16 protein-coding genes are annotated in these 23,769 nt (G+C 56.8%); 12 read left to right on the top strand and 4 right to left on the bottom strand.

What is annotated here, in order from left to right; genetic code table 11:
• Window positions 1–30 precede the first annotated feature (30 nt).
• The 5 genes from NB063_RS01860 to pncA all read left to right on the top strand — a co-directional run bounded on the left by NB063_RS01860 (window position 31) and on the right by pncA (window position 7,329).
• On the top strand, window positions 31–1,425 hold the full coding sequence (locus NB063_RS01860; RefSeq protein WP_250927032.1) for a proton-conducting transporter transmembrane domain-containing protein: 1,395 nt from the start codon (window positions 31–33) through the stop codon (window positions 1,423–1,425).
• 106 nt (window positions 1,426–1,531) lie between these two features.
• Window positions 1,532–2,986 carry a proton-conducting transporter transmembrane domain-containing protein gene (locus tag NB063_RS01855; RefSeq protein WP_250927031.1) on the top strand — a complete coding sequence of 485 codons (1,455 nt, stop codon included), beginning with the start codon at window positions 1,532–1,534 and terminating at the stop codon, window positions 2,984–2,986.
• An 86-nt stretch (window positions 2,987–3,072) separates the two neighbouring features.
• The gene (locus tag NB063_RS01850; protein ID WP_250927030.1) at window positions 3,073–5,097 is read left to right on the top strand and encodes a SulP family inorganic anion transporter; all 2,025 of its coding nucleotides are present in this window, start codon (window positions 3,073–3,075) and stop codon (window positions 5,095–5,097) included.
• Between the two features lie 82 nt (window positions 5,098–5,179).
• Entirely contained in the window at window positions 5,180–6,676 is a 1,497-nt protein-coding gene (locus NB063_RS01845; protein ID WP_250927029.1) for a nicotinate phosphoribosyltransferase, read from the top strand.
• Window positions 6,673–7,329 (top strand): bifunctional nicotinamidase/pyrazinamidase, encoded by a 657-nt coding sequence (gene pncA, locus NB063_RS01840; RefSeq protein WP_250927028.1) that lies wholly within the window; start codon window positions 6,673–6,675, stop codon window positions 7,327–7,329. Before NB063_RS01845 ends, pncA begins: the two co-directional genes overlap by 4 nt.
• 256 nt (window positions 7,330–7,585) lie before the next feature.
• Here pncA and NB063_RS01835 read toward each other — a convergent pair whose 3' ends face one another.
• A complete protein-coding gene (locus NB063_RS01835; RefSeq protein WP_250927027.1) occupies window positions 7,586–9,010 on the bottom strand; it encodes a dihydropteroate synthase in 1,425 nt (474 codons plus the stop codon).
• A 240-nt stretch (window positions 9,011–9,250) separates the two neighbouring features.
• On the opposite strand from NB063_RS01835, the gene kdsA reads away from it, so the two are divergent.
• Both kdsA and NB063_RS01825 read left to right on the top strand, forming a co-directional pair.
• Window positions 9,251–10,117: a 3-deoxy-8-phosphooctulonate synthase gene (kdsA, locus tag NB063_RS01830; protein WP_250927026.1), complete on the top strand. Its 867-nt coding sequence runs from the start codon at window positions 9,251–9,253 to the stop codon at window positions 10,115–10,117.
• Window positions 10,118–10,156: 39 nt separating this feature from the next.
• Window positions 10,157–11,989, top strand: a complete 1,833-nt coding sequence (locus NB063_RS01825; RefSeq protein WP_250927025.1) for a tetratricopeptide repeat protein — start codon at window positions 10,157–10,159, stop codon at window positions 11,987–11,989.
• 90 nt (window positions 11,990–12,079) lie between these two features.
• Here NB063_RS01825 and NB063_RS01820 read toward each other — a convergent pair whose 3' ends face one another.
• Window positions 12,080–13,921, bottom strand: coding sequence for a M48 family metalloprotease (locus NB063_RS01820; protein WP_250927024.1), 1,842 nt, complete (start codon window positions 13,919–13,921; stop codon window positions 12,080–12,082).
• A gap of 297 nt (window positions 13,922–14,218) precedes the next feature.
• Between NB063_RS01820 and NB063_RS01815 the strand changes: the two genes are divergently transcribed.
• Both NB063_RS01815 and NB063_RS01810 read left to right on the top strand, forming a co-directional pair.
• Window positions 14,219–14,992: a TatD family hydrolase gene (locus tag NB063_RS01815; RefSeq protein ID WP_250927023.1), complete on the top strand. Its 774-nt coding sequence runs from the start codon at window positions 14,219–14,221 to the stop codon at window positions 14,990–14,992.
• A gap of 116 nt (window positions 14,993–15,108) precedes the next feature.
• Window positions 15,109–16,548 carry a RecQ family ATP-dependent DNA helicase gene (locus NB063_RS01810; protein WP_250927022.1) on the top strand — a complete coding sequence of 480 codons (1,440 nt, stop codon included), beginning with the start codon at window positions 15,109–15,111 and terminating at the stop codon, window positions 16,546–16,548.
• A gap of 102 nt (window positions 16,549–16,650) precedes the next feature.
• Here the strand turns inward: NB063_RS01810 and mdh are convergent, their stop codons facing one another.
• Together mdh and NB063_RS01800 are read right to left on the bottom strand one after the other, a co-directional pair.
• Window positions 16,651–17,601, bottom strand: coding sequence for a malate dehydrogenase (gene mdh, locus NB063_RS01805; RefSeq protein ID WP_250927021.1), 951 nt, complete (start codon window positions 17,599–17,601; stop codon window positions 16,651–16,653).
• Between the two features lie 144 nt (window positions 17,602–17,745).
• Window positions 17,746–19,047 carry a sodium:calcium antiporter gene (locus NB063_RS01800; protein WP_250927020.1) on the bottom strand — a complete coding sequence of 434 codons (1,302 nt, stop codon included), beginning with the start codon at window positions 19,045–19,047 and terminating at the stop codon, window positions 17,746–17,748.
• A 475-nt stretch (window positions 19,048–19,522) separates the two neighbouring features.
• On the opposite strand from NB063_RS01800, the gene NB063_RS01795 reads away from it, so the two are divergent.
• Genes NB063_RS01795 through NB063_RS01785 form a run of 3 tightly spaced genes read left to right on the top strand, consistent with a single transcriptional unit; the run spans window position 19,523 to window position 23,744 of the window.
• Window positions 19,523–21,064, top strand: a complete 1,542-nt coding sequence (locus tag NB063_RS01795; protein WP_250927019.1) for a carboxypeptidase M32 — start codon at window positions 19,523–19,525, stop codon at window positions 21,062–21,064.
• Window positions 21,061–22,689: an AAA family ATPase gene (locus NB063_RS01790; RefSeq protein WP_250927018.1), complete on the top strand. Its 1,629-nt coding sequence runs from the start codon at window positions 21,061–21,063 to the stop codon at window positions 22,687–22,689. The genes NB063_RS01795 and NB063_RS01790 overlap by 4 nt, the downstream gene beginning before the upstream one ends.
• Window positions 22,686–23,744, top strand: coding sequence for a metallophosphoesterase (locus tag NB063_RS01785; protein WP_250927017.1), 1,059 nt, complete (start codon window positions 22,686–22,688; stop codon window positions 23,742–23,744). Before NB063_RS01790 ends, NB063_RS01785 begins: the two co-directional genes overlap by 4 nt.
• Window positions 23,745–23,769: the final 25 nt, after the last annotated feature.

Genomic DNA, 23,769 nt, shown 5'->3' with positions numbered 1-23,769 from the left:
ACCACGCACTTCACTCACTGTTCTCCAAAAATGTTTTCTCTCGATAGCACGTTTCAACTACTCGGCACGATGGTCATCGTCAGCCCGCTGATTTTGCTGGCGATCCTCGGGTTGTCGGGGCTGATTAATCGGCCGCTGAGCGAAGGAACGATTTCGCGTTTGACTCAAGCGTCGGTGCTGTTCTCTCTCTTGCCCGCCATCGGGATATTGATCCTGATGCTGGCGACAGGGATTCGCTACGTGCCCGTCGAACTCGGTAACTGGGTCGCAATCCCGGAACAGGACTTTCACTTCAACCTCAAGTTCGCGTTCGACCGGCTGAGTATCCCATTCCTGATCTTGAGTTGTGTCCTCTGTGGCGTGGTCGCTGAGTTCACGCGTCGATATCTGCACCGCGAAGACGGTTACTCGCGGTTCTTCCTGTTTTACGCATTGTTCTTTTGCGGGATGGTCCTCTCGTCGCTGGCGAGCACGATCGAAACATTGTTCGTGGGCTGGGAATTGGTCGGACTCTCGTCCGCGTTGCTGGTCGCGTACTTTCACGAACGCGTCAATCCGGTCCGAAACGGACAGCGTGTTTGGTCGGTCTACCGTCTTTCCGATGCGGCGTTCCTGATCGCGGCGATCACGATGCACCACATGACCGGCGAAGGCGACTTCGGTGGACTGATGAGCAGCGGTGTTTGGCCGGATGCGACCGCAATGATTGAACCGGGCCAGGCGTTGTTAGTCGGCTCACTGTTGTTGGTCGCCGCGGCGGGCAAGTCAGGTCTCTTTCCGTTTAGCGGATGGCTGCCACGAGCGATGGAGGGACCGACTCCTTCGAGTGCAATTTTCTACGGTGCGTTGTCGGTCCACCTCGGTGCGTACCTGTTGCTGCGTTTGAGCCCCATCATTGCGGCCTCTCAAACGCTCGAAATCATGGTCATCACACTTGGAGTCGTCTCGGCGGGATGTGGTGCGGTGATGTCGCGAGTGCAGAGCGATATCAAGGTGTCACTCGCCTACGCGTCGCTGACGCAGGTCGGCATCATCGTTGTCGAAATCGGTTTGGGGCTGCACTACCTCGCATTGATTCACATCATCGGTCACGCCTGTTTGCGGACGATGCAGTTGTTGCGTGCCCCGACGTTGCTGCGTGATTACCAAGATCTCGAAAACAAAACCGGAACCCGGTTGCAGCACGAGGAATGGGCGGGTGCCCGATTCTTGCCCGCGCCCGTGCAGCGTTGGTGCTATCGGTTCGGATTCGACCGCGGATTCATGGACATCTCGCTGGACCGATTCATCGTTCGCCCATTTGTCGGATTGATGAGATGGTTTGATCGGCAGGAGCTGCGCATCACCGATTGGATCTCCCGAGAACCATCGCGAGAATCCGAAGACATCGAACACCATCCCGAAGAGATCGGCCGAGCGGCGTAGCCCGCAACAAAGCGTTCGCTCGTCGGCGGGCTTCGGCCATCCGGCGAGCGAATAAGAACAGTCATACACTTCAATCGTTTTAGAAACAACTTCGTCGTCGAACCCAATGCCTGAACTACATTTCCCTTGGATTGAAATCTCCATACTCGTACCGATGATCGGTGCGTTGTGGGTTCACATGTTCGGCGATCGGGAAAACATCCTGACGCACGCAATCGTGATCTGCGTCGCAACGCTGTTGTTGACGATTGGGGAATTGCTCGACTTCCTCTATATGGATACGTTTGAGGCCCATGACCATGGGCGATTATTGAGTTGGATTTTCAACCCTCGGTTCTTTGTGATCGATGAGCTCAGCGCGTTCTTGATTCCCCTCTCGGCGTTGATCTTCTTGGTCGTCGTGATGTCGACGCTGCGGACCAAGGCACCGCGTTTTTCGCTGAAACTCGCCTTGATATCCGAGACGTTGGTTTTGGCGACATTCAGTTGCCGGGCCTCATGGGCGTTGATTTGGCTATTGATCTCCGCCACGATCCCACCGTACATCGAACTCAAACAGCGAAAACGATGCACTCGCATCTATGCTCTCCACATGGGCGTGTTTGCGGTTTTGTTGATCGCCGGCTACGCCTGGCAGTCACTCGTTGATGTCGGCTCGACGGCGGGGCTGATTGCCGGTGCGTTGCTGACGGCGGCGGCACTCCTGCGTGCGGGGATTTTTCCGCTGCATCTGTGGATGACGGATCTGTTCGAGAAAGGCACGTTCGGGACCGCGATTTTGTTCACAACGCCGTTGGTGGGTGCTTACGCGGTAATGCGGTTGGTGCTGCCGATCGCGCCTTCCTGGGGTTTGCAAAGCATCGCGGTGCTGTCGTTGATCACGGCCGTTTACGCGGGTTCGATGGCGCTCGTCCAGCAAGAAGCACGCCGGATGTTTTGCTTTCTCTTGCTCAGCCAATCGTCACTCGTCCTGGTCGGTTTGGAACTGGTTACTCCGATCGGGCTCGCCGGCGCGTTGTGCGTGTGGTTGTCGGTCGGTTTATCGTTGACCGGTTTCGGCATCACGCTGCGAAGCATCGAAGCTCGGATCTCCCGCGTGTCGCTAGCTGATTATCACGGCATGTATCGGCAGATGCCGATGATGGCGGGCTTCTTCCTGCTCACCGGCCTCGCCGCGATCGGCTTCCCCGCCACGGTCGGTTTCGTCGGGATGGAATTGCTTGTTCAAGGGGCCGTCGACATCTACCCCATGGTTGGAACGCTCGTGGTTCTCGCCGCAGCCTTGTGTGGCATCACGGTGTTGATGACCTACTTCCGCATCTTCACCGGTCACGGCAATCGGACGATGGTCCCGATGAATGCCCGGCCGACAGAACGGTTCGCAGTATTGATGTTGACACTTTTGATCGTTGGGGGCGGATTGGTTCCTCAACCCGGAGTGGCGTCACGGTATCACGCTGCGAAAGAACTCACCAACCAACGGACTCGTTTGCTCGGTCCCGAAGACGCGGGCGAACACAGCGTTGATGAAGCCGATGCGATCGTTGTCGAAACCGAATAACCAGCGAACGTTTCCAAACAACATTTTTTACTGCGTCCCCTTTTCCCATATCTCCTTCTCACTCACCCCCATTCCCACCAAAGAACATGAGCACCACTGTCGAAAACCAAAAGGAAGTGCCTCGCGGCAACCTGGAAGGATTCACCAAATATCTTAAGTACGATCTCATCTCGGGGCTTCTCGTCTTCCTGATCGCGTTGCCCTTATGTTTGGGGATTTCGATCGCCAGCGGTTATCCGGCGATCGCGGGTATCTTCACCGCGATCATCGGATCGTTTGTCGCGACGTTCTTGAGCGACTCGGAATTGACGATCAAGGGTCCGGCGGCAGGTCTGATCGTGATCGCGATCGGTTGCATCGGCGCGTTCGGTGGCGACGGGATGGTCGGCGGTTGGACGGAAGCGGACACGGCGGCGTACCAGGCCGCCCTCGCTGTGGGGGTGGCAGCGGCGATTCTGCAGATCTGTTTTGGGTTCTTTCGGGCGGGTATTCTCGGTGAATTCTTTCCCATTTCGGCCGTTCATGGAATGCTCGCCGCGATCGGCGTTATCATCATCGCGAAACAGATCCCCGTTGCTCTCGGAGTGAGCGCGTCGGGTGGTCCGCTCGAACTACTCAAGCAGATCCCACACTTCATCGCAGATGCCAACCCGGCCATCGCAGCGATCGGCGTCGTCAGTGTGTTAATCATGTTTTTATGGCCGTTCGCTCAACAGAAAGCTGAATTCCTCAAGGTCCTCCCCTCGCCGTTGATTGTCTTGATCGTGGCGATCCCGATGGGTATGGGCTTCGATTTGATGCACAAACATTCTTATGTTTTGCAAAACCACGAATACCAACTCGGTGAAAACTACCTCGTGACGATGCCCGATCGAGTTTTCGGGATGTTCGACGAGTTGACGCATCCGAACTTCGCGGCGTTACGTGAACCACGGGCGTGGCCATGGGTGCTGATGTTCTTCATCATCGGAAGTCTCGAATCGCTGCTCAGTGCCAAGGCGATTGATTTGCTCGATCCCTGGAAACGCAAGTCCAACATGGATCGCGACATGGTCGCCGTCGGCGCCGGAAACCTGTGCTGTGCGTTGGTTGGTGGCTTACCGATGATTTCGGAAATCGTGCGGAGCAAAGCGAACATCGACAACGGAGCCCGCACACGGTTCGCCGATTTATGGCATGGCGTGTTCCTCTTGGTGTGCGTCGCGTTGATCCCGATGGTCTTGCACCGGATTCCGATGGCCGCCCTAGCCGCGATGCTGATCTACACCGGTTTCCGATTGGCTCACCCCAAGGAGTTCATGAACGTTTGGAAGATCGGACGTGAGCAGTTGGTGATCTTTGTCGTGACGTTGGTCAGTGTTCTGGCGACGGACTTGCTGATCGGGATTGCGATCGGGATCGCCACCAAAGTCGTCATTCACATCTCCAACGGTGTGCCGGTTCGGTCGCTCTTCAAGCCGGAAATCGAATTGACCGAAGACGATGGCAACACGGTTCGCTTGACCGCACGTCAATCGGCGGTGTTTAGCAACTGGATTCCGATGCGTCGCCAAATTGAACGGATCGGCCTCGTTGACCGACGCAACGTCGTGCTCGACCTGTCAGATGTCCAATTGATTGACCATACGGTGATGGACAAACTGCACGAAGTCGAAAGCGATTTCGAGCAACAAGGTCTCTCATTCACGACCGTCGGGCTGGAATCGCACCAAGCGTTCACTGAGCACGCTCATTCGGCGAGACGCAAAGGCGTTTTCTCGGCCAAGCTGTTTACGATCACGACGGATCCTTCCATCGAAGAGATACTGCAAACCGCATTCGTGCGACTCGGCGTCAGCGGTTACACGTCGTTCCCGTGCAGCGGTGCGGGACGGCACGAGATCAATTCCGAAGGCGGCCAATCGAAACCGCGTATCCGCTTTGAAGTGATCGTGACCAAAGAGCAAAGCCAAACGATAGTCGATTACTTGGCCCGAGAAGTTCAACCGGACCACCGTTTGACGTTCACGGTCGAGAACGTTCAAGTCGCGCGAATCGATGCGTTCACGCCAAACGTCGACTCCAGCGTATTGAAAAAGAGCCAGACCGCCGCGGAACTCGTCAAGAGTTAAACAGGTGGATTGCATACACCGCGAACCCTCGTTGCGATAAGCTGTCGTTTTAGAGACAGCCTCTTTCGCATCGGAGTTCGCGATGAATTTGCTGGCCGAGCTATACCGCCCGTCTTTATCGCTCCTGACGGACCTCTACCAACTGACGATGGCGTACGGCTATTGGAAGAATGGACTGGCCGAGCGATCGGCTGTCTTTCATCTGTTTTTCCGCAACAATCCGTTTGACGGCGGCTACTCGATCGCTTGCGGATTGCAAACGGCGATCGAATATCTCGACAAACTGCGATTGACCAGCGAAGACACGAGCTATCTCGGCACGCTGACCGGAGCGGATTCACGTCCGCTGTTCGACGAAGAATTTCTTGATTATCTCGGTGGTCTGAAGTTCTCGCTCGATGTCGACGCAATTCCCGAAGGTACCACGGTTTACCCACACGAACCGTTGGTTCGGGTACGTGGTCCGATCTTGCAGTGCCAACTCGTGGAAACACCACTGCTGAACCTGATCAATTTTCAAACGTTGATCGCAACCAAATCAGCCCGCGTCTGTTCGGCGGCAGGTGTGTACGCCTCCGACACGCCACACGATCGCGTAATCGAATTCGGGTTGCGTCGTGCCCAAGGTGTCGACGGCGCGTTGGCAGCGTCCCGAGCGAGCTACATCGGTGGTTGTTCCGGAACGTCAAACGTGTTGGCGGGACAATTGATGGGAATCCCGGTTGTCGGCACGCATGCTCACAGTTGGGTGATGACGTTTCCGACCGAGCGGGAAGCGTTCGACCGCTACGCCGATGCGATGCCAAACAACTGTGTTTTCTTAGTCGACACCTACGACACGCTTGAGGGAGTTCGCAACGCCGTTGAGGTCGGGCGGCGGCTGCGCCAGTCCGGTCACGAAATGCTTGGCGTGCGATTGGACTCCGGTGACCTCGCGTGGCTCAGCATCGAGGCGAGACGGGTCCTCGACGATGGCGGATTCCTCAACGCGAGAATCGTGGCGAGCAATGACCTCGATGAGCGGCTGATCGCCAGTCTGAAAACTCAAGGCGCGCGAATCGACACTTGGGGCGTCGGCACGAAACTGGTCACCGCGTTCGACCAACCGGCACTCGGGGGCGTCTACAAACTCGGGGCAATCCAAAACGAAAACGGCCAGTGGCAGCATCGTATCAAATTGTCTGAGCAGACCATTAAAGTCAGCAACCCAGGAATGTTGCAAGTACGACGATTCGAGAACGATTCCGAGCATCGCGGTGACATGATCTACGATGAACTTTTGGATTGGAAACCAGGCGATAACGCGAACATGGTGGATCCGGCTGATTCGCATCGACGAAAACGATTTTCCGCTGACACGCCGTCGAAAGACTTGTTGGTCGAAATCTTACGCGGCGGAGAACTCGTCTATTCCCCTCCGTCACTCGATTCGATCCGTGAACGTGTGCGTGAAAACTTGAATCGCACGCCAGCAGCGGTGCAGCGATTCGAATACCCCCACGAATACCCGGTCGGGTTGGAACAGGGGTTGCACGATTTGAAATCGAAAATGATACGCGACGCTCGGGAGCACTCATGAATGCATTGATCATCGTTGACCTGCAAAACGACTTCTTACCCGGCGGAGCGCTCGCGGTACCGCACGGTGACGAACTCATCCCGATCGCCAACCGTTTGCAGTCGTCGTTCGACACCGTCGTCGCGACGAAGGATTGGCACCCACGAAATCACTGCAGCTTCGCGAGCCAGCATCCTGGCAAACGCGTCGGTGATGTGATTGAAATCGAAGGGCTGCCCCAAGTCCTCTGGCCAGACCACTGCGTTCAAGACACACCCGGCAGCGATTTTCCTGCGTCCTTGGAAACCGAAAAGATTTCTAAAGTCATTCACAAAGGGACCGATCCGGAGCGTGATAGTTACAGCGGATTCTTCGACAACGGGGGACGTCACGCGACCGGTCTCGGACGCTATTTGCACGCCACCGGCATTGACACGGTGCATGTCATGGGTTTGGCTACCGACTACTGCGTCCGAGCGACCGCGATCGACGCGGCAAGACTCGGGTTTAAGACATTCTTGATCGCAGATGCATGTCGCGGAGTGGAAATCAAAGCGGGAGATTGCCAGCGGGCGATTGATGACATGCAGAACGCGGGGGTTGAGATTGAAGAATGCAGAACAATTGTCCCCGATGGTTCGTTCCCAACAAAAAGCGATCACGGTAGGCCGTGAACAGTTGGGACAACTGTTCTACATTTGGTTCGTATCCTGAACTTTGTAGAACAATTGTCCCCAATTGTTCATTCACAACGAATAACCGCCCCGACGCATGAACAGTTGGGACAACTGTTCTACATTCGATTCGCATACCCAAATTCAGTGTAGAACAATTGTCCCCAATTGTTCACTCACAACAAAACCGACCACGGTACGCCATGAACAGTTGGGACAACTGTTCTACATTTGTACGGAAGAACAGGCTCGCTCGTTAGTCTTTTCGGTGGCGTGATTGGCGGGGGATTCGGTGGCGTTCTTCTTCGACTGTGAGATGCCCCCACTGCAATGCTTGATCTTGCTCGTATTGCTTGCCCAATTGCGCCGCAATCTTGGCTTTGGCGAGTTCGAATCCGAGGTAAAACGCATGCGACACGTCCACGTTACTGGACTGTGGCATCGACAGCAATTCGCTCATCATCGCAAAGGGCTCGTCACCACATAGATGAACGCCGGCGCTGATCAGATGAACGACTCCGTCTTGGGCGATGATGCGGTAGTTGTTATCGCGAATTCCTGAAGCGAGCGATTCCAACGCCTCCGGTGAATAGGGTCGCAATTTGGGATCACGCAATGAGATCAACTGGTCAGACACGCGTTTGGGCGGCACACCTTCCTTCAAACTGTAGTGAACCATCCGGCGGGCAATGTCACATTCTTTGATCGACGACCGCGCCCAATTGATCACTTGGGTTGTCAACACGCTGCCGACACCAAATTCTTCGCAGAGGGCGAGCAAGAGCATGTTAACGCCAGCGGAATCCACATCGGTGAGTTCGGTCAAATTGCCGATCCCCATCATCATCGCCAACTCGGGATAGCGACGACGCGTTTCTACGTAGCGAAGCAACGATGCGCCGAATCCGAATCCGATCGGCTCGAGAATCGGGTCGAGACGCATCGGCACGTTGTGACGACTCAGGAACTCGATCGTAGACTCAAGCGAATCGAGATCGTCGGGCGTGTCTGGGATCGCGACGACTTCGCATCCCCAATCGGCCGCCGATTCACGGTTGGACGAATTCACCGACAGCACCAGCGACGCTCCGACATCGACGGCGGCGCGTGTTTCGTGCGGATCAAACGTATCGATACTGACGCGGTGACCAGCGGCAATGAGGGCCTTCACATAGTCACCGACGCGGTCGCACCTCCGCGACGGATCGCAACCGAAGTCGATTCGGTCGGCTCCATCGGCCCGCAAATTTTCGGCTATCCGGACGACTTCGTCGATACTTAATCGAGGCGCGTGATTGATTTCGGCGATGATCTCGATCGAGTGATCCGTCAGATCCACTTCGCGAATTTTTCCGCCGAGCCACGCGTCGAGGTCGCGGCAATCGTTGGGGCCACACACAATTTTTTCGGGAGCGAGTCCGGCGATTTCGGCCAGACGCATCCGCCAAGTCGTTCGGGGCGACTCCGGATCGACCGCGTCATCGAGTGCCGAATCGCAGTAACCGGGCAAGATCACGTCTGTTGCTTCGGAAGGCACATCGAGATGCCGCGTCAGCCATTTGGGCGTGATCAGCGCTGCCACGGTGATCGGCGCGACCTGAACACTGTGCGCGACCCCATGGCTTGTCGCCGCTTGGGCAGCATTCGTCCGCAGCGCGACTTCGGCGAGTCGCCCGGTCACGAAATGCAAATGCGTCGACGGTGTGAGAACAGGAGGCAAAATTTCGACAGGCTATTGGCGAGAAAGGAAAACGACAGACCGCGAAGGCCGTTTTAGATCGACCGTCCCGGACACGTGCCAGGTCGACCAGAAAATGACACGATGAACGAGGGGGGGAGGACGGAGCGGGGGAGGACGTTTAAGATCACGGTCCAAGCGTGTCTCCCATTCCTATGCCCTCATTCCTGAGCCCTCCCCAGTATGCTTGCTCGCGTCGGAAATTATTTGTGTGGCGATGGCCAACCGTTGCTTTTGATCGCCGGTCCGTGCGTGTTGCAGACGCGTGAACTCGCAATGGAGATCGGTGAAACGCTGGCCCAGATCAACGAACGTCCCGACGTGAATGTGGTCTTCAAGGCTTCCTTTGACAAGGCAAATCGTACGAGTTTGGCGGCGAAACGGGGACCCGGGATCGACGCCGGTCTGCGATTGCTCGAAGCGGTCGGTGCCGACAGCGGATTGCCGGTGACGACTGACATCCACTTGCCCGAACAAGCCGCCCCGGCCGCTGAAGTTTGTGAATTGCTGCAGATTCCCGCGTTTTTGGCCCGGCAAACCGATCTGCTTGTCGCTGCGGCGAATACCGGACGGGCGGTGAACGTCAAAAAGGGACAATTCATGGCCCCCACCGACATGCGTTACGCGATCGACAAACTCCGCGGCAGTTTTCCCGTTTCCGATACGATTTCGAATCCTGTCGAAGACGACGAACCGGTGCCCGGCAAAGTCCTGGTGTGCGAACGCGGCACGTTTTTTGGTTACGGGCGTCTCGTCAACGACATGCAATCGATCCCGATCATGCGGTCGCTCGGTGCCCCGGTCGTCTTCGACGCGACACACAGCGTTCAGCAACCCGGCGGATTGGGGGGAGCGACGGGCGGAAATCGGGAAATGGTCGAACCATTGGCCCGCGCAGCCGTAGCGATCGGATGTGACGCGTTGTTCTTCGAAACTCATCCGCAACCGGAAACCTCGCCCAGCGACGGGGCCAATATGATCTATTTGGATCAATTCGCGGGGCTCGTCGACCGCTTGCTGCGTCTGCGAGAAACTGTCGAAGGACTCTAAACAACCGTTTACCAACCGTTCCCTGAATAGACCCCACCGATGCGATCGACCGTATTTTCCTGTTGTGCGATGGCCGTCCTCTTGTCGTCCGCACTCGGTTGCCGAGACGATTCGAACGAGATGGAACGGATCATGGCTCAGCGTCAGGTCGCGTTGCAGGAGAAAACTCGCCAGGACCATCTGGGCGAAACCGTCTCGCTGCTCAACCAATACGTCGTCTTAAACGAACAAAAAGCGCGTCGCCAAATCGCCTATCATGCTAACCAGTGGCTGCGTGAGAACGCGGACCGTAAAAAGGCATCCGGATCGAACGACGATGCCGAGCCGACGGTTCCGGAAATCGCCAAGTCTCTTGATGGGCTTATCGAACCGGATCAACTGCAGGACAAAATTCTGCGTTCGGAATTCACGACCGATGACGTTCCGTTGCTGCGTAACGCCAACACCTTTCGACACGTCGTTGCATGGATCGATTCGCCCGTTCGCGATGACATCCTGTTCGCTGATTGGTTAGCCGGACTTCGAGCCGCGGCGGCAAAAGGCGACAAGAATTCGGACGCTTTGACGACGATGCAAATCGACCGTCTGCAAACCGCGATGCGTTTATTCGATTGGACGGTTCGCAATGTCGCCTTGGAACCCGATCAACTGCCAACCCCGCAGGGTTTGCAATTGCCCCCGATGCCGCCGGGAATTCCTTTTGAAGGCCCGGGTTTTCGTCAATCGGACTACCAAACATTGTGGCGTGGCCGCGGCGACTGGCTCCAACGTTGTGGGGTATTCACTCAGTTGTGCGTTCAAGCCGGCATCCCGGCTGCAGTCCTGGCGACGCAGTCCGACGAAACCGGTGGACGGACACCGTGGTGCGTCGGCGTTCTGATCGGCAAAGAGATCTATCTGTTTGAACCACGCCTCGGCCTACCGATCCCGGGACCGGACCAAACCGGCATCGCGACGCTCGCTCAGGCGCGCAAAGATGCCTCGGTGATGCGTCGATTGGATGTCGCCGGATATTTTGACTACCCGCTCTCGCGATCCGACGTCAGTCAAAGCGTCGCGTTGTTGAATTTGAACATCGAGACGCTGGCTCCCCGAATGAGATTGCTCGAGTCGGGCTTAACCGGCGATCGACGGATGACGCTGTGGGTCGACGCCGAAGATTGGGCCACGAAGTTCGACGCTGTCCCTGGAATCGCGGGCGTTCGTTTGTGGGAAATCCCCACGATCACGGAAATCTACGCCCGAGGGATGGACATGATCGCCGAGCGTGATCCTGCGTTCGCGTTTTGGCACCGGTCGCGGTTCGCGGTGATGGAGTCCAACGATTCGTCGGCGAATAATCTCGCCAAAGGACGTTGGCAGCACCTGATCGGCAATTTCGTCGATGACGAAATCGAAGGCGAGAGCGGCGCCAGAACCCGTTACCTCGAACAACGTGCTCCCGAGTACGAGATCGACGACTTGCGGATCAACGTCGAGTTACAGAAGCAATACGGCCTGCGTCGTGAACTCGGTGTGGAACCTGCTCAATACGATGCCCAGCTCCAACAGATGCAAGGCTTCATGCGAATGGGCAAGCGGACGGCAACGTACTGGATGGCACTCGTTCAATACGACGACGGCCGGTTCGAAACCGCTCACAATTGGTTCACCAAACGGGTTCTCGACGAAGACCAGCGTTCGTATTGGGAAGACGCCGCCGTCTACAACTCGGCCCGAGCGAGCGAAGGTTTTGGCGACATCAAATCCGCGATCGCAACGCTCAAAACCGACCGCAACGTTTCCGATCACGGCAACCGACTCCGTGCCCGCTTGCTCGACAAGATCGTGGGCGTCGACGACGAAGAACCCGCGGACGCTGACGTGGAATAACCTTCGACGCTGACACGGGTGGCCCATCCCGTGGTGAGCCTCAGGCGGCGAAAAACAAGCGATGCTGGCGGGAGCGGTTTTTACGATCCGCTACGCCTTTTTGCGATCGAGCAACAGTTTATGCTCGGCTTTGAGCACGTTTTCGAGCTTCGTCGTTTGACTCTTTTCGACCGGTTTCCCGATCACTTGGCCATAAAAATCGAGCGTGGTCAACTCGCACACCGACTGCCAATTTCGCACCAGGTCTGAGGCCGGACGCTGCATGTGGAGCAAACCGGCCTGATTGATCTCTTTGGCCGCCGCCACCCGCTCTCGCGTTGGCGGGTGCGTGTCAAAACGCTCCTGCTTTTCCCGTTGCTTCTCCTGAGCGATTCGCTGAATGACGCCGTTGGACATCGTTTCGCCGATGTAGATCATGAATCGCGGAATATTGTCGACCAGCACCCCCGATGACAGATACAACATTCGTAGATTTTCGATTGTCACCCCATGGGCGACACCAAAACGTTCAACGTTTGCCATCGATTGGATAAAGCTCTTTGTACCAGCAAGATGCACGGCATGCCGGTCGGCGTCGAACTCCATCTCGCGCGATAACGAGCCCGCCAAGGCGTGACCGGTGTATCCAAAACACAACATGATTTTGCGTCCCAACCAACCGATGAAGGAAATCACGGCGAGGAATGAGTCGTTGCTCTCTTCGGCATCCTGGTAGTACTCGATCAGGTCCGCGCGAAGTTGGCCGAGGAATGCTTTTTCGAAAAACCAGCCTGTCAGACTTCGGACGAGATAAGTGCTTCGCATCGCCGATCCTTGACGAAAGTGTCCAAACTCGTGGGCGATGACGGAACCGAGTTGCTCGGCGCTTTGGCTCGCGATTAAGGGGACACCGAGCTTGAGAACGAGCTCGTTTTTGCCAAAACTCATCCATCCATTACGAAACGACGCCGAGGCATTGAAGTTGGAGTCGAGATCGATTCGAGCCGGGGTCGGCGCGCCGACTTTCTCACAAATCTGCGAGACAAACTCATACATCACCGGCTGGTCTTCGCGGGTCAACACCCTGGTCTGGTCATCGTCAGCGGCTCCCGAGAACACCATCGAAATGACAGCACCGATGAGACTAAAGACCGGTATCCACAAAGCGAACAATAGCACCCACATCAGCGGGTAGAGAATCAATCCGCCATAGGTCATGAAGGTTGCAAAACTGATTGGGAGTGCGTTCATCGGCAGCGCAATCATGGCGGCAGTGAACACCAACACAAACGTGACAAACGCAATCGGCAGCAACACCATTGAGATCGCGACAAAAAACGCCTGAGCCTTCACGCCTTCGCTACGATCGAAATCTTGCAGTTCGCCGTCAAACGCTTGCTTGACTTGCTCAACCGTCGTCTTGGGTGCGTTCGACAACGCATTCGTCCGACGCTGCTGTTGCACCGCCGACGCAACCGTCGCTTGCATCGCCCCCAGGACATCGCCGATATCGTCTAATCCCGCGTTATTCGGCGTCGGGGGCGTCACGCCAGCGGCGGGTGCAACAAAATTCGTGGATCCCGCGGCAGCTGGCGAGTTCGAATTGGCGAAACCCGTAGCGGACGGGCGGAGCGGGGACGTCTCGCCCGAGAAATGTGTTTGAGTTCCGGCCGCGAGAGCGTCCCGGAAATCGTCATCGACACCTCGAGGTTTTTCGACGGGCTGATCAAAGGTTTGGAATTCGGGGAGCTCCGAAAAGAGCGAATCCCCCTCGGCCGGTTGTTGCTCGGGAGAATGCTTCGTCTGGCTTGATTTTGGCTTGACCGTCTTCGACTTGGCCGCAGGAACCCGCAATTTGGTTTGACAACCACTGCACTTGGCCACCTTCCCCGCGTGTTCGTCGCCGACTCGGAGCACTTTCTCGCACTTGGGACACTGAAAACGGATCGACATGGCGCAGGACTCAATGATTTGGGGAACCATTAGGAAGTGACCACGAGACCGGGTTGTGCCGTTCCAACAAACTCCGGACCCAATCAATTGCACTGCGGCCAATTCGCGAGCCCTCAATGTTAACCGACGCTGATGGGGCAGTGTGGTGGATTCGTAGCAGCGGGTAACCGGACGGGATTGTCCTAGCCAGTCAGATTTACAAGCAAAATCGCATTGTTATCCTGTGGCGGACGAGTGTTTGCGGTCTATCAGGCCGTCAACTCGCAACTCATTTTCCACCGCCCGAGAGCCAACGTTTTGTTAAATCTGTTCGACACGCACGCGCATCTAAATAGCGACACGTTCCATGAGATTGTGGAAGAAACCGTCGCGCGGGCGAAAGAGGTTGGTGTCAACGGAATCGCGGTGATTGGCATCGACGTCGCAACGAGCCGCCGGGCGTGCGAACTGGCTGCAAAATACCCGGGATACCTTCACGCCGTTGTCGGCATCCAACCCAACTCGGCAGCCGAGGCAGCAGAGGGCGACTTCGCCATCATCGAAGAACTGGCCAGTTTACCGGGCGTCGTCGGTATCGGCGAAACCGGATTGGATTGTTACTGGGACGACACGCCGATCGAAATGCAGCATGACTTTTTCCAGCGTCAGTTGGATTTCGCGGTGAAGGCATCTTTGCCGGTCGTGATTCACATGCGTGAGAGCTGCTCGTTGATCATCGAACAGCTTCGCTCGCAATCGCAACTGCCGCCCGCGGTGATGCATTCCTATACCGGGAGTCTCGACGAAGCCAAAGCGTGTCTCGATCTCGGGTTGATGATCAGCTTCGCGGGAATGGTGACGTTCAAAAAGAGTGACGAACTGCGAGAGGTCGCCGCGATGGTCCCCGAAGATCGCATTCTGGTCGAAACGGACTCGCCCTACCTGTCGCCCGAACCCCTCCGAGGTCGCCGCCCCAACGAACCCGCCCGCGTCGAGCACACGCTGCGATGCCTCGCCAAAGTTCGCGGCGTTACCGCCGAAGCACTCGCGGAAACCACCACCGCCAACGCTCGGCGTTTCTTCGGACTCTAAACGTGAACAATGTTTCTCGGGAGGGCCACGATGAGCGTGATCACAAGGCCGGATAACAATCTTTGCCTCGTTTTGTATCATGCGGTAACCAGTCCCACCCACGCGACGTTGCCTTCATGAACGATTTGCTCAAACAATATTTCGGCTACGATTCGTTTCGACCTCGCCAGGCTGAAATTATCGAGCATGTGATGTCAGGGCGACATGCGATGGTGGTGATGCCGACCGGGCGTGGCAAATCGCTTTGTTTTCAAATCCCGGCGTTGACCTCGACGCCCGGAGATGGCGATCTGACACTGGTACTCTCACCTCTCGTTGCGTTGATGCAGGATCAAGTCGACGCGTTGCAGGCTCGCGGTGTCGACGCGGCCTTGATCAACTCGTCGCTCGATCGTGCGACTCGTCTAGAACGCCAAAGCGAGATCGCCGAGGGCAAATATCGTTTGCTTTACGTGACCCCGGAGCGGTTTCGCAAAGAAGAGTTCTTGGAAACGATCGGCCAGCGAAACATTCGATTTTTGGCGATCGATGAGGCCCACTGCGTGAGCCAATGGGGACACGATTTCCGCCCCGACTACAGCCGCATTGCAGAAATCCGCAGCCTGCTCGGCACCCCGACCACGATCGCGCTCACCGCCACCGCGACCGCGGAATGCCGTGCGGATATCTATCGGCAAATGGACATCGCTCCGAGCGATATCAAACTGTTCCACGAAGGCATTGACCGGCCAAACTTGTCGATGGAAGTCGAGTCCGTCGTCGATGAAGACGAGAAGTACGATCAGCTGATTCAAGCTCTCGGCGATCCCATAATCTGGGGTAAGCGGGGCGAAAAACCGGGCGGGACGATCGTCTATTTCTCCTTGATTAAGACGCTCGAGCGGTTCGCCGAAAAGCTGCGACGCAGCGGGATCGATCATGTTTGTTACCACGGTGATCTCTCACGCGGCCAAAGACGCTCGATGCAGAACGCGTTCATGAGTGGTGAAGTCGACACGGTTCTCGCCACGCCCGCATTTGGAATGGGCGTCGACAAAGAGGACATTCGCTTGATCGTTCACGCCGAAACCCCTGGTTCGATCGAATCCTACTACCAGGAAATCGGTCGGGCTGGTCGCGACGGTCAACCGAGTCGCTGCTTGTGGCTCTACGATCAAGCCGACCTGATGACGCAGATGCAATTCATCGAATGGTCTAACCCGGACGCCGGTTTCTACGACCGGCTCATGCACGCGTTGACGCAGCACGCCGATCGCTGCGACGCGTTCGGACTCGACTGGCTCAACCAGCAATTGCAACGCGTCAGCCCACACGACCACCGACTCGAAACCGCGATCGCGATGCTCGACCGTCACGGCGTCATCGCTGGCCCACGACCGCCCGAATGCTTTCAGGTGATCGGAGAGCTGTCCGCAAAAATCTTCGGCGACGAAAAGCTCACCGACAAACTCCGTCGCGACCAGCAACGTCTTTACGCGATGGTCGAATTCGCCAGAACCTCCGAGGCGGACCGGCAAGCCTTCCTGAATGATTACTTTCTCGGTGACGGTGTCTGAGTACCGAGACAGAACGTCGCAGAACGAAGATAGCGAGCCGATTAAACGAGGAAAGCCCGACGCGTGTCGGGCTTTCCATGACGTTTTAAGATAGAGTGTCGACTAAGCCGACAGCAGTCCGTCCATGGTTGCGACGAGCGATTTAACCGCATCGACGCTGTTTTGGAACGCCTTGGTTTCATCGTCGGTGAGCTTCAATTCGATGATCTTTTCGACACCACCGGCACCCATCACGACAGGCACGCCGACGTAGTATCCGCCGACGCCGTACTGCGATTCGCAGTAAGCCGCGACCGGAATCACACGTTTCTTGTCCTTGACGACGGCTTCGACCATTTGGGCACAGGCCGCGGCGGGTGCGTAGTAAGCGCTGCCGGTCTTGAGCAATGAAACGATTTCAGCACCGCCCGTACGGGTACGGTCGACGATTTCATCCAAACGGGCTGAATCGATGAGCTGCGTGACGGGGATACCGCCGACGCTCGTGCAGCTCGGGATCGGCACCATCGTGTCGCCGTGACCACCCATCAACAGGGCACTGATGTCTTCCACGCTGACGCCGAGTTCCATCGCCAGGAACGTGCGGTAGCGGGCCGTATCGAGTACGCCGGCTTGACCGATCACGCGGGCGGAATCGAATCCGGTGACTTTCCACATTTGTTGGACCATCGCGTCGAGCGGATTGCTGACGACGATCACGACCGCATCGGGACTGGTCGCTTTGATCTGCTCAGCAACGCTGGTGACGATTTTGGCGTTCGTGGCCAACAAATCGTCGCGGCTCATGCCTGGTTTCCGAGGGATACCGGCCGTCACGACGATCACGTCGCTGCCCGCGGTGTCCGCGTAATCAGTGGTCCCGACAATATTGGAATCGAATCCCATGATCGGCGAAGCCTGCCGCAAATCGAGAGCTTTACCGCGGGGCATGTCCTCGGTTTGTGGGATATCAAGCAGAAAGACATCGCCGAGTTCGGCCGCTGCGCACCAATGGGCACACGTGGCACCTACGTTTCCGGCTCCAATGATCGTGATCTTAGCGCGACGTAACATGAGAATTTGTCAACATTGAAAGAGGGGATAGGCGAGGCGACGTCTACGCCGCCCGTTCACGTCCATCGACTTGGACGTTCAGGATGAGCGATATGGTGGCAGCCCCCTGCCGAGCGTCAAGAGGGGCGACCGGGATAACTCGTCTCACCCCAATTTGGGCATCCGGTCGAGGATCGATCGTAGGAAATCGCCGATCTGGTCCGCCACGACCACGTCCTGGCTACGGCCGACAATATAGGCGACGAAACCGAAATACAGCAGCAACAGCAGCACCGCCTTGCCTTTTCGCATTTCCACATACTGCGCACCCCCGGGACCGGTCCCGCGGCGACCGATGAAATAGACGAAAAATCCGATCACGGTGATCCCCAGCAGCAACAACCGCAACTCACCGCTCTGCTCGGCAATGTCGGGCGACAATTCGATCGGGCCGTGGATCAGAGTGAATAGGAACAGCGGAAATCCGAGCGCGAAACAGATATCAAAGATATTGCTGCCCAACGCGTTCGCTACGGCGTCGTCGTAGTCACCGTCCCGAGCGTCGCGGATCGAGATCACCGTGTCAGGGACGCTCGTCGCCATCGACGCAAAGATCACGGCCACAAACATGGCGGGCATCCCCAAACCCTCAAACGTCTGCCCGAACAGCGTGTAGGACGGGTGTTCGCTGTTCCCCGGCCCCGTCCCCAACCACTCGCAAGCGGTCACCAACGCCCAACATGCCCCACCGATCACGGCGGTCGACGTCAACAGCAGCCCCCAACCGTTCCAGCATTCCTCTTCGATCTGTTCGCGGTGGTGATCTTTGACGAACCAACGTTCCAAATCGAGCACCGGCCCGCCTGACATCCAGTAAAACAACTTCCCGATCAAGCCATCCGGTTCTCCGTCACGGGCCTCTTGGTCGTCGGCGTCTGGCTCACCTTCATTTTCGCCGGCTTGGCCGCTATCACCGCGTTTCATCGAGGCCAGCATGTAAACCATGTAAACGAGATACAACACGATCAGAATCAGGCCTTGCCACCAATGCAACCGATCGCCATTGATCAACAATATCAATACAAACTCGCACAGTATCAAAGAGATCCCATCACGAAGCAGCACCTTGGTCGACACGTTTACCGACGTCACGTGAACGCCGGCGATCACGAAGCCGACCACGCTCAAGATACAAGCCGCGGGAATGATCATCCCGTTAAAGATCGCACTGCCGGCGGTCGTTCCGATCCCGACCGAAAAACCATCGCGGTCGGAGAGCACAAAGAGAGCGATCAGAGTCGTGAAGAGCTCGGGCACACTCGACGAGATCGCATTGATCGTTCCGCCACGCACCCCTTCGGAGAGATTTCTCCCGATGTATTCGCTCGCGATTTCGAATCCGTCACACGCCCGCCAAATGACAAGACAAGTGAAGAAAATCAAACCGAGCGGAATCAAAATCCCCATCATCTCTCTTTATGGATATTTACGAACGATTCAACGACGCCGAACTGAAGGACGCCGCACGCGGGGGGGTACACCAGACACTTCCGTATCTACGTCTCCCTCAACACTCAGCCATGCCGACTCGTGGATACCATGCGATCCCGTCAATGCTCGGTGACCACGATCGAAGCCCCCGACAGAACTCCCCCGACACCGCAAATCGCTGGCCAAATCGCTGGCGTTGGACGCACTCTCGGATCGTAGTCGATAAGGTCAACTTGACGCGACCGGGGATAAAACGGATTCGGTTTAGTTGAACACGAACACCGTAATCGGTATCGTTCTGGCTCCCAACGCGGGACCTCAATCGACAACGGCAACGCCGAACGAACAATCAAAAGCTCCACCGATGGCACGATCCCGCACATGATGTGGTGCAGATCCCAAGACCATCAAATTCAATCAATCCCAACCTTGAAATCGGGTAAATGACGAGATGACGCATCACGGAGAGGTTTTCAAATCGTTGCGAGAGCATTTGCACAAGACGTCGTTGGTGTCCTCCGCCGCCGAGTTATTGGGGTGGGACGAACGCACGGGGATGCCGGCCGGGGCGGGTGAGTACCGTGCCGAACAGGTCGCGTACCTCAGCGGATTGGTGCACGACATGCGGACGAGCCCCGATATCGAATCGTGGCTGGACCAACTCAGCGATTGGTCGCAAGCCAGCGACACGCACAGCGACATCGGCGCGACCGTGCGTCTAGTTCGAAAGGACTACGAAAAGCAAAAACGATTGCCCAAAGACCTCGTGGAAGCGATCGCGTCGGCAACCGTGCGTGGCCAAGGTCGCTGGGACGCGGCTCGGAAAGCCGATGACTATCGGCAATTCCAACCGGCCCTCGATGAAATGATCTCATTGCAACGTCAAGCCGGTGAGTGTCTCGCCGCCGGGGGACAGACAACATACGAAGCGTTACTTGATCAATACGAACCCGACGCCAAAGCCGATCAGCTGACCAGCGTGTTCGCGAACCTGCGTGGCGAACTCGTCAAACTGCTCGATGAGATCAAAGGCTCATCACGCCAAGTCGACGAAACGCTGCTGAAAAAGAAATACCCCGTCGATGCGCAGCGCAAGCTGTCACACAAGTTAGCCGAAGCGATCGGGTTCGACTTCAATCGCGGACGACTCGACGAAACATCGCATCCGTTCTGCACCAGCCTCGGCCCTTCGGATTGCCGAATTTTGACTCGGTACGACGACGCGTGGCTACCCGGCAGCATCTTCGGAACTCTGCACGAAGCCGGCCACGGGATCTATGAACAAGGGTTGCCGCAAGATTGGTACGGATTGCCACCTGGGACGTACGCGTCACTGGGTATCCACGAATCGCAATCACGCCTTTGGGAGAACTTGGTCGGCCGATCGCTCGAATTCTGGCAGTGTTTCACGCCGCTGATGAAGGACACGTTTGACGAAGACGCAACCGCCCAACAGTGGCACGCTTCGTTCAATCGCGTCACGCCTTCGTTGATTCGTGTCGAAGCCGATGAAGCAACTTACAACCTGCACATCATCGTTCGATTTGAACTTGAGCAGGCGTTGATTGGCGGTGAATTATCGACTGACGATTTGCCTAGCGTTTGGAACGAACGGTACGCAAACGTTTTGGGTGTGACTCCACCGTCGGATGCCAACGGCGTGCTGCAAGACGTCCACTGGAGTGCGGGATTGTTTGGTTACTTCCCAACCTACACGCTTGGCAACCTGATCGCCGCCCAGCTCTATGCGACCGCCCAATCCTCGCTCGGCGACCTCAGCGGCATGATCTCGCGAGGCGAGTTTGAGCCGCTGCTGAACTGGCTGCGCGAAAATGTCCACAACCTGGGTCGAAAATACTCGGCTGACGAACTCGTGCAAAATGCGACCGGGCGAGCACTCTCGGCGGAGCCGCTCGTGGCGAGCCTTCGCGAACGGTACTCACTCGTTTATGATGTGGAGAGCTCTGCCTCCCCCTGCACTTCGTCTTTATGATTCGAAAGATCACGCTCGAAAACTTCATGTCTCACGGCACGACTGTGATCGAGCTCGCCGATGGATTGACGGTACTCACGGGACCGAATAACTGCGGCAAATCGGCGCTCGTTTCGGCGCTGCAGATCATCGCGTCCAACGGCCGAACAACGCACGTGATGCGTCACGGATCCAAAGTTTGTCGCATCACCGTGGAAACCGATGACGACCAAACGATCGTTTGGGAACGTAAAAAGTCGACCGTCAAATACACCATCAACGGCGAAGACGTTCATCGGACTGGGCAAGGCATCCCAGAGAATCTCCACGATGTCTTGCGTCTGGACAAAGTCACGACGGAACATGGTGCGACAAAGAACGAGTATGACATTCACTTTGGCGAGCAAAAATCGCCGGTGTTTCTGCTCAATGAAAGCGGAAGCCGAGCGGCGGCGTTCTTCGCGTCCTCGTCCGATGCGGCGAGACTCGTCGAGATGCAGCATCTCCATCGTGCACGAACGAGCAAGTCACGTAGCGAAGCGAAACGACTCAGCAGCGAAAGCGAACAGAACATCGCCCGACTCGCCGCGTTCACACCGATTGATTCGATCAGCGAATCGGTCAAATTGGCTGAGAAACTGCATTCGCAGATCGAATTGCAACAACAGCGGCTGGGCACCCTCACCACGCTGATCGAACGCCTGCAATCGTCCGCGGCCGAGGTCACACGGTGGCAAAACGAGCTGTCCATTCTCAAAACGCTCGACCAAGCCGAAACGACTCCGGACAAGCTTCTCGCCAGCAAAACGCATTGCGAAAAATTGCGTTCGTGGCTTTCCGCTGCCGCGGTTCAGACTGGAATCCGTGATCGTGAAAAGACGCGATTCCAAACCCTTTCACGCCTGCAATCGCCGCCCGCGCAGCACCCTGCGGCTGCCCTCGCAATGTTGATCGAAAAAATCAGTGACGCGCATCGTCGGCACGTCGCAGCTGAGCGGATCACGAAAAGCTGCGTCCCATTGGTACCTCCACCAACGATGCAACCGGCCGAGGCGTGCCGCCAAACCGCACGTCGACTCGCCGAAGCGATCACCACGCATGCGGTCGCCAAGCGTGCTGACGAAACGTTGTCAAAACTCTCGTCGCCTCCGGCCTCACACGACACACGCGGCATTTCGAAACTGATCCAACAGTTATCCGACGCCGTCTCGAATCATGCGGCGATGAAATCCCGTTTGGCGGTCACCGAGGAACTCACGCCACCGCCAACGATTGTTTCAACCGAACGGCTAGAGCAAACCATTCGAGAGCTCACCCGCGCACAAGATCGACACGCGAGCATTGCGAACCGGGCCAGCAAACTGGAAGGGCTTCGGATGCCCGAACCGCCCCAAGATCCCAAGCCGATCGAGACGATGCTGGAACGGATTAAGCGGTCCTCCTCTGAAGTCGCCCAAGCTCAGGCGAAGGCAGACGATGCACAAGCTTTGCTGCAACAACACGAACGACTCATCCGCGACTTCGTGAGCAAGAATCCGAAGTGCGCGACGTGCGGCGGCAGCATCGATCCGGAAACGCTGATGTCGACCGTTCCGGGGACTCACGATCACGACGATGGCGTTGCGATGCAGGAGTCGACCGCATGATCGAGAAAGACGGACTACTCTTCATCGGCGACCCGCACCTGGAGGCCCGCATCCCGGGTTTCCGCAAAGACGATTACCCGCAAGTCGCGGTCGCCAAGTTCGCATGGTGCTTGAAGTACGCGCGGACCAACAACTTGCAACCGATCCTGCTCGGCGATTTGTTTCATCTGCCCCAAGACAACCCCAACTGGTTGCTGGCTCGGATCATCGAGACGATTTCCGATTTCTACGGTGCGGGATTGCCCGCGATCCACGGCAACCACGACGTTCGCGAAAACACGCGTAAACCGAACGATTCGGTCAGCATCCTGTTTGCCGGTGGCCACCTTCGATTGTTATCCGAAGACGCACCTTGGATCGGAACGATCGACGGGCGACGCGTCGTTGTGGGGGGAACGGTTTGGGGCGAACGACTGCCGAAAGAATTTCTCGGGGTCTCGCGTCCTCCTGAAAACGGGCAACTATTTGCCGACGAAAGCGAGGATGCCGATCTCGTCGCTTGGATCACGCATCACGACATTTTGATTCCGGGATACGAAGAAGCCGGCCGCATTCGTCCCAAACGAATTCCAGGTATCGACCTGATCGTCAACGGACACGTCCATCGGCGGTTGGAACCGGTCCGCAAAGACGGCACGAACTGGATCACGGCTGGCAACATCACCCGCCGGGCACGCAGTGACGCGTCGCGGGCTCACATCCCCGCGGTCGTGTGCGTCGTTCCTCCGACCAACACCCGCGTCGTCAAGGACGATGCGATCGAAGCGTTTGAATTCGAATCGCAGGCCGGTGTGGCGTGGTCGATGCGCTGGGTGCGGGTGCCCCATGAACCTTTCGACGATGTATTCCATCCCGAAGTGATCGGCGACGCATCCGAAGAAGAAACCGCCGATGGCTCCGCGTTCATTGCTGACCTGCGAGAACTGACGCAGCGAAAAACCGACAGCGGGGCGGGCCTGATAACTTACCTCGAACAAAACGTTTCCCAGTTCGATGCCGAAGTCGCGGACGAAATCATGCGACTGGCGGCCGAAGTGACCCATTCCACTCAATAATTTCCAAATACCTTTTCCAGTGACA

The organism is Aporhodopirellula aestuarii (genome assembly GCF_023701485.1).
Classification (GTDB): Bacteria; Planctomycetota; Planctomycetia; order Pirellulales; family Pirellulaceae; genus Rhodopirellula; species Rhodopirellula aestuarii.
Note: the sequence above shows the minus strand (reverse complement) of the source record. Positions and strands in the feature narration are given on the sequence as shown.